Genomic DNA, 6,548 nt, shown 5'->3' with positions numbered 1-6,548 from the left:
CGATTCTGCTCCACAGTTGGTCATCTATCAGTTCTTTTGGCATCGCTCTCCACCCTGACAAAACAAGATAGAAAGTTAACACTACTCATGAAAAGTTAACAGCACTTTTTTTCAGTCGTTTTAATTTCGCAACAGCCTCTAAGTGACTTAAGCGACCAGGCATACAAAAATGTAAAGTAGAAAACATCACACCTTTCTGCAATTTTCCTGCGTCCACATCGCTGCTTGACGAGCCATTCGCCTACATACAAAGGCAGGCAGGCAGCGCAGTATTCCTTGATGAAAAATCCTGGCGAAACCACAAAAGCGTAAAAAAATGCAAATTAATCATATCAATATTGCAGCGATATAGACAATTGCATAATATAAATGTAAATTTAGTAAGCATAATGTATTTGCACTAGCATACATGTATATATGTCAATGCATGTCTATGCTGTGTCTATGCTGTGTCTATGCTAACAGCGACAGCCAAGCAGGACGGGCTTGACGGTAGGTGGATGGGATAGCAGGCTTGTAATTCATGGGCAATTGTAAAAGGCCGTTACAAATTTCGCGCCGCAACAAAGTTGCCTTGGAGTATTATTAATTATTGTGCGCAGGCGAAAGGTGTCTAATGAATGACAGCATTCCGCAAACCAGACCGGTCACTATCCTGGTCGTCGATGACGACGACGTCGATGTGCTGGGTATAGAGCGCGCATTGAAAAAACTCAAGATTGCCAACCCTATCGTGCGGGCCCATGACGGTGTTGAAGCGCTGGAAATCCTGCGCTCGTCTGAAGGCTTGCCACGCCCCTATCTGATCTTGCTGGACATTAATATGCCCCGCATGAACGGACAAGAATTTCTGGCAGAACTGCGGCAGGACAAGAACCTGTCATCTGCCGTCGTATTTGTACTGACCACTTCACAGGATGACCAGGACAAGGTCCTGGCTTATTCCAAACATGTGGCAGGTTATATCGTCAAACAGCATGTGGGTGATGGTTTCATGCGTGTGACTGAAATGCTCGACCATTACTGGCGGGTAGTTGAACTGCCCGTTGCCTGAGGTGTAATCATGATGCTGACCGCGCCACCGCAAACCTCTACCCTCGATATCCTCATCATCGATGATGACGAAATCGACAGGCGCAATGTCATCCGTGCACTGAAGCAGGTATCGGTCAGCGTCAAGATCGTTGAAGCCAACAATGCCCTCGATGGCCTGCTCAAAGCCAAGGAAACCCTGTTCGATGTCATCCTGCTCGATTACCGCCTGCCCGACCGTGACGGCATTGAGGTATTAAAAAGCCTGCGCCTGGATAAAACCCACCACGCTGCCATCATCATGCTGACACACCAGGAAGATGTGAGCCTGGCAGAGCAGGCCATAGAGGCCGGGGCACAAGACTTTTTACTGAAAGAAGAAGTCAATGCGCGCCGCCTGATGCGTGCGGTGCACCAGGCACGCCACCGCCACAAGCTGGAATCCGAGCTCAGCCGCAGCTATAACCAGTTGCGTGAGCTGGCCGAGCACGATGCCCTGACTGGTCTGGCCAACCGCTATGATTTTGAACGGGCCCTGTCCTTTGCCGTCAGCCGCGCCAAGCGCGAGAACCTGCATGGCAAGATGGCGGTGTTGCTGCTGGACCTGGACCGTTTCAAGAATGTGAATGACACCTATGGTCATGCTATAGGTGACCAGTTGCTCATCAAGGTGGCACGCCGCCTGGGTACCACCACACGCGGCAGTGATTTGCTGGCGCGCCTCGGTGGTGATGAATTCGTCGTGCTGGTGCAGGACATGGACAGGGTCGATCAGGCCATCCTGCTGGCGACCCGGGTAGTGGAAGCGTTCAAGAAACCCATCATCCTTGATGGCATGGAATGGCATGTGACGATGAGCATAGGCATCGCCGTGTTTGGCTCTTGCGCCAATGATGCAACTGAACTCATGAAATGCGCCGACATTGCGATGTACCGCGCCAAGCAAGAGGGCCGTAACCAGAGTCATTTTTATTCCGACCAGTTGCACCAGGCCGTGCGCCACCGCATGTACCTTGAGCGCGACCTGCGTCATGCCTTGCGCAATGAGCAGTTGCAGGTGTATTACCAGGCCAAGATCAATCCCTTTGATGGCAGCATAGGTGGCATGGAAGCACTGCTGCGTTGGCATCACCCAGTAGAAGGCGTGCTGACGCCGGGTATCTTTTTACCGATGGCAGAAGAGCTGGGCCTGATGTTCGATATCGACCAGTGGGTCATGCGCACGGCCTGCGCCCAGTTGCAGGAATGGCGCTCACTGCCCTTCCTGCATGCCCAGGACCTGACGATGGCGGTGAATGTCTCAGCCATACAATTGCAGGGTGATAATCTCATCTATACCGTCGATGAAGCCCTGCTGACCAGTGGTCTGGACCCGCGCTATCTGGAACTGGAGATTACCGAGAATGCGCTGATCCGTGACCCTGTCCATGTTGCGGCGATTTTGCACAAACTGGTCGGGCGTGGGGTCAAGCTTTCGCTGGATGATTTTGGTACCGGTTATTCATCCTTCGGACATTTGAAACTCTTCCCCATCCATGTCTTGAAGATAGACCAGAGTTTTGTCGCCGGAGTTGGCAAGGGTGAATCGCAAGAACGCCTGCTGGCCGCCATGATTGCCTTTGCCAAGACCATGGAATTATCCCTGGTGGCAGAGGGTATAGAGACTGAGCAACAAGCCATGTTCTGTGCTGAACGCGGTTGTGAACTTTTGCAGGGCTTTATGTATTCACGCCCTATCCCATCGAGTGAATTTGAAGATCGCTACCTGACCGGAAGTTTCCGCCATGAGCCAATTGGACCACAGTCAGAACAATGAGCAGGCCAGCACTCAACAATCCGGAAAGCAGCCAGATTATGTCAACGAGCAGCATGCCTTGCTGGCCGCGATCGTCAATTCATCTGACGATGCCATCATCAGCAGTGACCTCAGCGGCAATATAATAAGCTGGAACCACGCAGCAGAAATTTTGTTTGGCTATACCGCGACCGCAATTTACCAGCGCCCTTTTGCCAGCCTCTTCCCTGCCGGGCAATTGCCTGACCACCTGTCGCTGATTAAACTCATGCAGCAAGGCGCTTCGATAGGCCATTTTGAAACCATGCGACGCTGCCAGGATGGTACTGAGTTGCCAGTGGCGCTGACCATCTCTGCCATGCGTGATGAGGGCGACAATATCATAGGCCTGTCACTGATCGCGCGTGACTTTAGCGTCGGCTACCGTATCGCTGCCCGTTTGACGCAAAGCGAGCGCCATTTCCGCCAGGTGGTGGATGCGGCGCCGAATGCCATGGTCATGATAGACCGCCGCGGCCTCATAGAAATGGTCAATTCGCAGACCGAGGCCATCTTTGGCTACACCCGCATCGAGCTGCTGGGCAAACCCCTGGAAATCCTGATCCCTTCACGCTTTCAACGCCACCATCCCAGCCTGCGCACCGGTTACTTTGCCAACCCCATCAGCCGCGTCATGGGGCGCGGGCGCGAGCTGTATGGCCTGCGCAAGGACGGTACCGAGTTCCCGGTAGAAATAGGCCTGAACCCGATAGAAACTGCCGATGGCATCAAGGTTTTATCAGCCATCGTCGATATCACCGAGCGCAAGCGCCAGGAAGAACGTTTCCGTCTCGTAGTGGAAGCCGCACCGAATGCCATGGTCATGATAGACAGCCAGGGCAAAATAGAAATGGTCAATGCCCAGACCGAAACCATCTTTGGCTATGAGCGTGAAGAACTGTTGGGCCAACCTATGGAAGTGCTGATACCTGAACGCTTCCGCCATCACCACCCTGGTTTGCGCACACATTTTTTCTCTCAGCCCAGCAGCCGTAGCATGGGCACTGGCCGCGACCTGTTTGGCTTGCGCAAGGATGGTACAGAGTTCCCGGTAGAGATAGGTCTGAACCCGATAGAAACTGCCGAGGGCATCAAGGTTTTATCGGCGATTGTCGATATCAGCGAGCGCAAGCGTCTGGAAGAACGCTTCCGCCTCGTCGTGGAAGCCGCGCCGAACGCCATGGTCATGATAGACAGCCGCGGCATGATAGAAATGGTGAATGCGCAGACTGAACATCTGTTTGGCTACCCGCGCACAGAATTGCTGGGCCAGCCTATGGAGATGCTGATACCAGCCCGCTTCCGTAGCCAGCACCCGGATTTGCGCGCCCAGTATTTCACCAGCCCCAGCACGCGCGCCATGGGTAGTGGGCGCGACCTGTTTGGCCTGCGCAAAAACGGCAGCGAATTCCAGATAGAGATAGGCCTCAACCCTATACAGACTGCAGATGGTCTCAAAGTATTGTCAGCAATTGTTGATATCTCGGAGCGCAAGCGTTTTACCGATGAGCTGTCGCGGCGCAACCAGGAACTGAACAATTTTGCCTATGTCGCCTCGCATGATCTCAAGTCCCCTTTGCGCGGTGTCGATCAACTCGCCACCTGGCTCACTGAAGACCTGGCCGGCAAGATCGATGATGAAACCAATGAACACCTGCGCCTCATGCGCATGCGCATTAAACGCATGGAGAGGCTGCTAGATGACTTGCTGCTCTACTTCCGCGCCGGGCAACTCGGCGGCTCGGTAGAATACATAGACTTTGCCGACCTGGTGCGCGATGTATTTGATCTGTGCTGTCCGGACCAGTCTTTCAGGCTGGAGCTGCAAGGCGAATTCCCGCGCTGCCATACCCACAAGGTGCCGCTTGAACTGGTGTTCCGCAATCTCATCAGCAATGCGATCAAACATCACGATACCAAAAAAGGCTGCATCGTCATACAGTCCATCCTCAATCAACAATGGCTGGAATTTGCGGTCTGCGATGACGGTCCCGGTATCGCTGCTGAACATAGCGAACGTGTGTTCGCCATGTTCCAGACCCTGCGACCGCGTGATGAGGTAGAAGGCAGCGGCATGGGCTTGGCCATCATCAAAAAAACCATAGAGTCGCTGGGCGGCCATATCAAACTCAGCACCAACCAGCCACGTGGTGCCGCGTTCAACTTCACCTGGCCGCGCAACATGGCGGAGGCTTTATAAGATGATGTCGCATTCCCGCAAAACAGAAGCAGACACTGACCCGGCGGCCTTGCTAGCCGCCATCGTCAATTCATCGGACGATGCCATCATAGGTAGCGACCTGAACGGTCACATCATCAGTTGGAACCATGCCGCCAGTTTCTTGTTCGGGCATGCGCATGCGGCAATCCTGGGTCGCCCCTTTGCCGTCCTGTTCCCGGACGGGCAATTGCCCGACCATCAAACGCTGGGCCAACTGCTGCAAAAAAATAACGCCATAGGCCAGTTTGAAACCATGGGCAGGCGTGCTGATGGCAGCGAAATACCAGTGTCACTGACCATCTCGGCCATACGTGATGCCAGCGGCAATATGTTTGGCCTTTCTCTGAGCGCACGCGACTTCAGCAGCGGCTACAAAATGGCCGCCAGACTGACACAGAGTGAAAGGCATTTCCGCCAGGTAGTCCAGGCTACGCCAAATGCCATGATACTGGTCAACAGCCAGGGCCAGATAGAGCTGATCAATGAGCGCTGCGAACAGATGTTTGGCTACACGCGCGCTGAACTGATAGGCAATATGCTTGACATGCTGGTACCTGAACGCTTTCGCGGGCAACATCCGGAACGGCGTGCAGCTTATTTTGCCCATCCAGACCAACCTGTCATGGGCAAGGGCCGCGAACTATATGCCTTGCACAGGGATGGTACCGAGTTCCCGGTAGAAGTCAGCCTCAGCCCCATCGAGACAGCAGACGGCATGAAGGTATTGTCAGCCATTGTCGATATGTCAGAACGCCAGCGCTTCACCGACGAACTCTCGCGCCGCAACCAGGAACTCAAGGACTTTGCCTACGTCGCCTCGCATGACCTGAAAGCCCCGCTGCGCGGCGTTAACCAGCTCGCTACCTGGATCACCGAAGACCTGGCAGGCCAGATCAATGAAGAAACCCAGGAACACCTGCACCTCATGCGCGTACGCATCACCCGCATGGAAAAACTGCTCGACGACCTGCTGCTCTACTTCCGCGCCGACAATCTTGGCGGCGGCACAGAATGCATAGACTTTGCCGAGATGGCACGTGACGTCTTTGAACTATGCTGCAACAACCCCTCGTTTTCTCTCGAATTGCAAGGCACCTTCCCCAAAGACCATACCCACAAGGTGGCTCTCGAACTGGTCTTGCGCAACCTCATCAACAATGCCATCAAACATCATGACAAGGCCAGCGGCCACATCACCGTACGCGCCCTGCCAGCCCCTGATAACCAGGCCTACCTCTTCGAAGTCGCCGACGATGGCCCCGGCATTGCCACCGAACACCGCGAACGCGTCTTCGCCATGTTCCAGACCCTGCGCCCCCGCGATGAGGTAGAAGGCAGCGGCATGGGTCTAGCCGTCATCAAGAAAACCATAGAATCACTCGGCGGCAGCATTAGCCTGGCGGCCAACCAGCCGCGCGGGGCGGTGTTCAGGTTTAGCTGGCCGCGGGTGGCGGGGTAGTT

At 54.3% G+C, this 6,548-nt stretch carries 4 protein-coding genes; all 4 read left to right on the top strand.

The features are described from left to right. The first annotated feature begins 616 nt into the window (after positions 1-616). Genes ACO0LI_RS28050 through ACO0LI_RS28035 form a run of 4 tightly spaced genes read left to right on the top strand, consistent with a single transcriptional unit; the run spans position 617 to position 6,546 of the window. Positions 617-1,054: a response regulator gene (locus tag ACO0LI_RS28050; RefSeq protein WP_422952892.1), complete on the top strand. Its 438-nt coding sequence runs from the start codon at positions 617-619 to the stop codon at positions 1,052-1,054. A gap of 9 nt (positions 1,055-1,063) precedes the next feature. After that, positions 1,064-2,848 (top strand): GGDEF/EAL domain-containing response regulator, encoded by a 1,785-nt coding sequence (locus ACO0LI_RS28045; protein WP_422952891.1) that lies wholly within the window; start codon positions 1,064-1,066, stop codon positions 2,846-2,848. Then, positions 2,817-5,066, top strand: coding sequence for a PAS domain-containing sensor histidine kinase (locus ACO0LI_RS28040; RefSeq protein WP_422952890.1), 2,250 nt, complete (start codon positions 2,817-2,819; stop codon positions 5,064-5,066). Before ACO0LI_RS28045 ends, ACO0LI_RS28040 begins: the two co-directional genes overlap by 32 nt. 4 nt (positions 5,067-5,070) lie before the next feature. After that, positions 5,071-6,546 carry a PAS domain-containing sensor histidine kinase gene (locus tag ACO0LI_RS28035; protein ID WP_422952889.1) on the top strand — a complete coding sequence of 492 codons (1,476 nt, stop codon included), beginning with the start codon at positions 5,071-5,073 and terminating at the stop codon, positions 6,544-6,546. Positions 6,547-6,548 lie beyond the last annotated feature (2 nt).

It is taken from the genome of Undibacterium sp. Tian12W, from assembly GCF_049339405.1.
In the GTDB taxonomy this organism is placed as follows: domain Bacteria; phylum Pseudomonadota; class Gammaproteobacteria; order Burkholderiales; family Burkholderiaceae_D; genus Undibacterium.
The sequence above is the reverse complement of the archived record's forward strand: the minus strand, read 5'-3'. Positions and strand labels throughout refer to the sequence as shown.

Bases quoted from the DNA above. Each gene is read 5' to 3' on its own strand.
- ACO0LI_RS28050 (WP_422952892.1), top strand. From the start codon at position 617: ATGAATGACAGCATTCCGCAAACCAGACCGGTCACTATCCTGGTCGTC.
- ACO0LI_RS28045 (WP_422952891.1), top strand. From the start codon at position 1,064: ATGATGCTGACCGCGCCACCGCAAACCTCTACCCTCGATATCCTCATC.
- ACO0LI_RS28040 (WP_422952890.1), top strand. From the start codon at position 2,817: ATGAGCCAATTGGACCACAGTCAGAACAATGAGCAGGCCAGCACTCAA.
- ACO0LI_RS28035 (WP_422952889.1), top strand. From the start codon at position 5,071: ATGTCGCATTCCCGCAAAACAGAAGCAGACACTGACCCGGCGGCCTTG.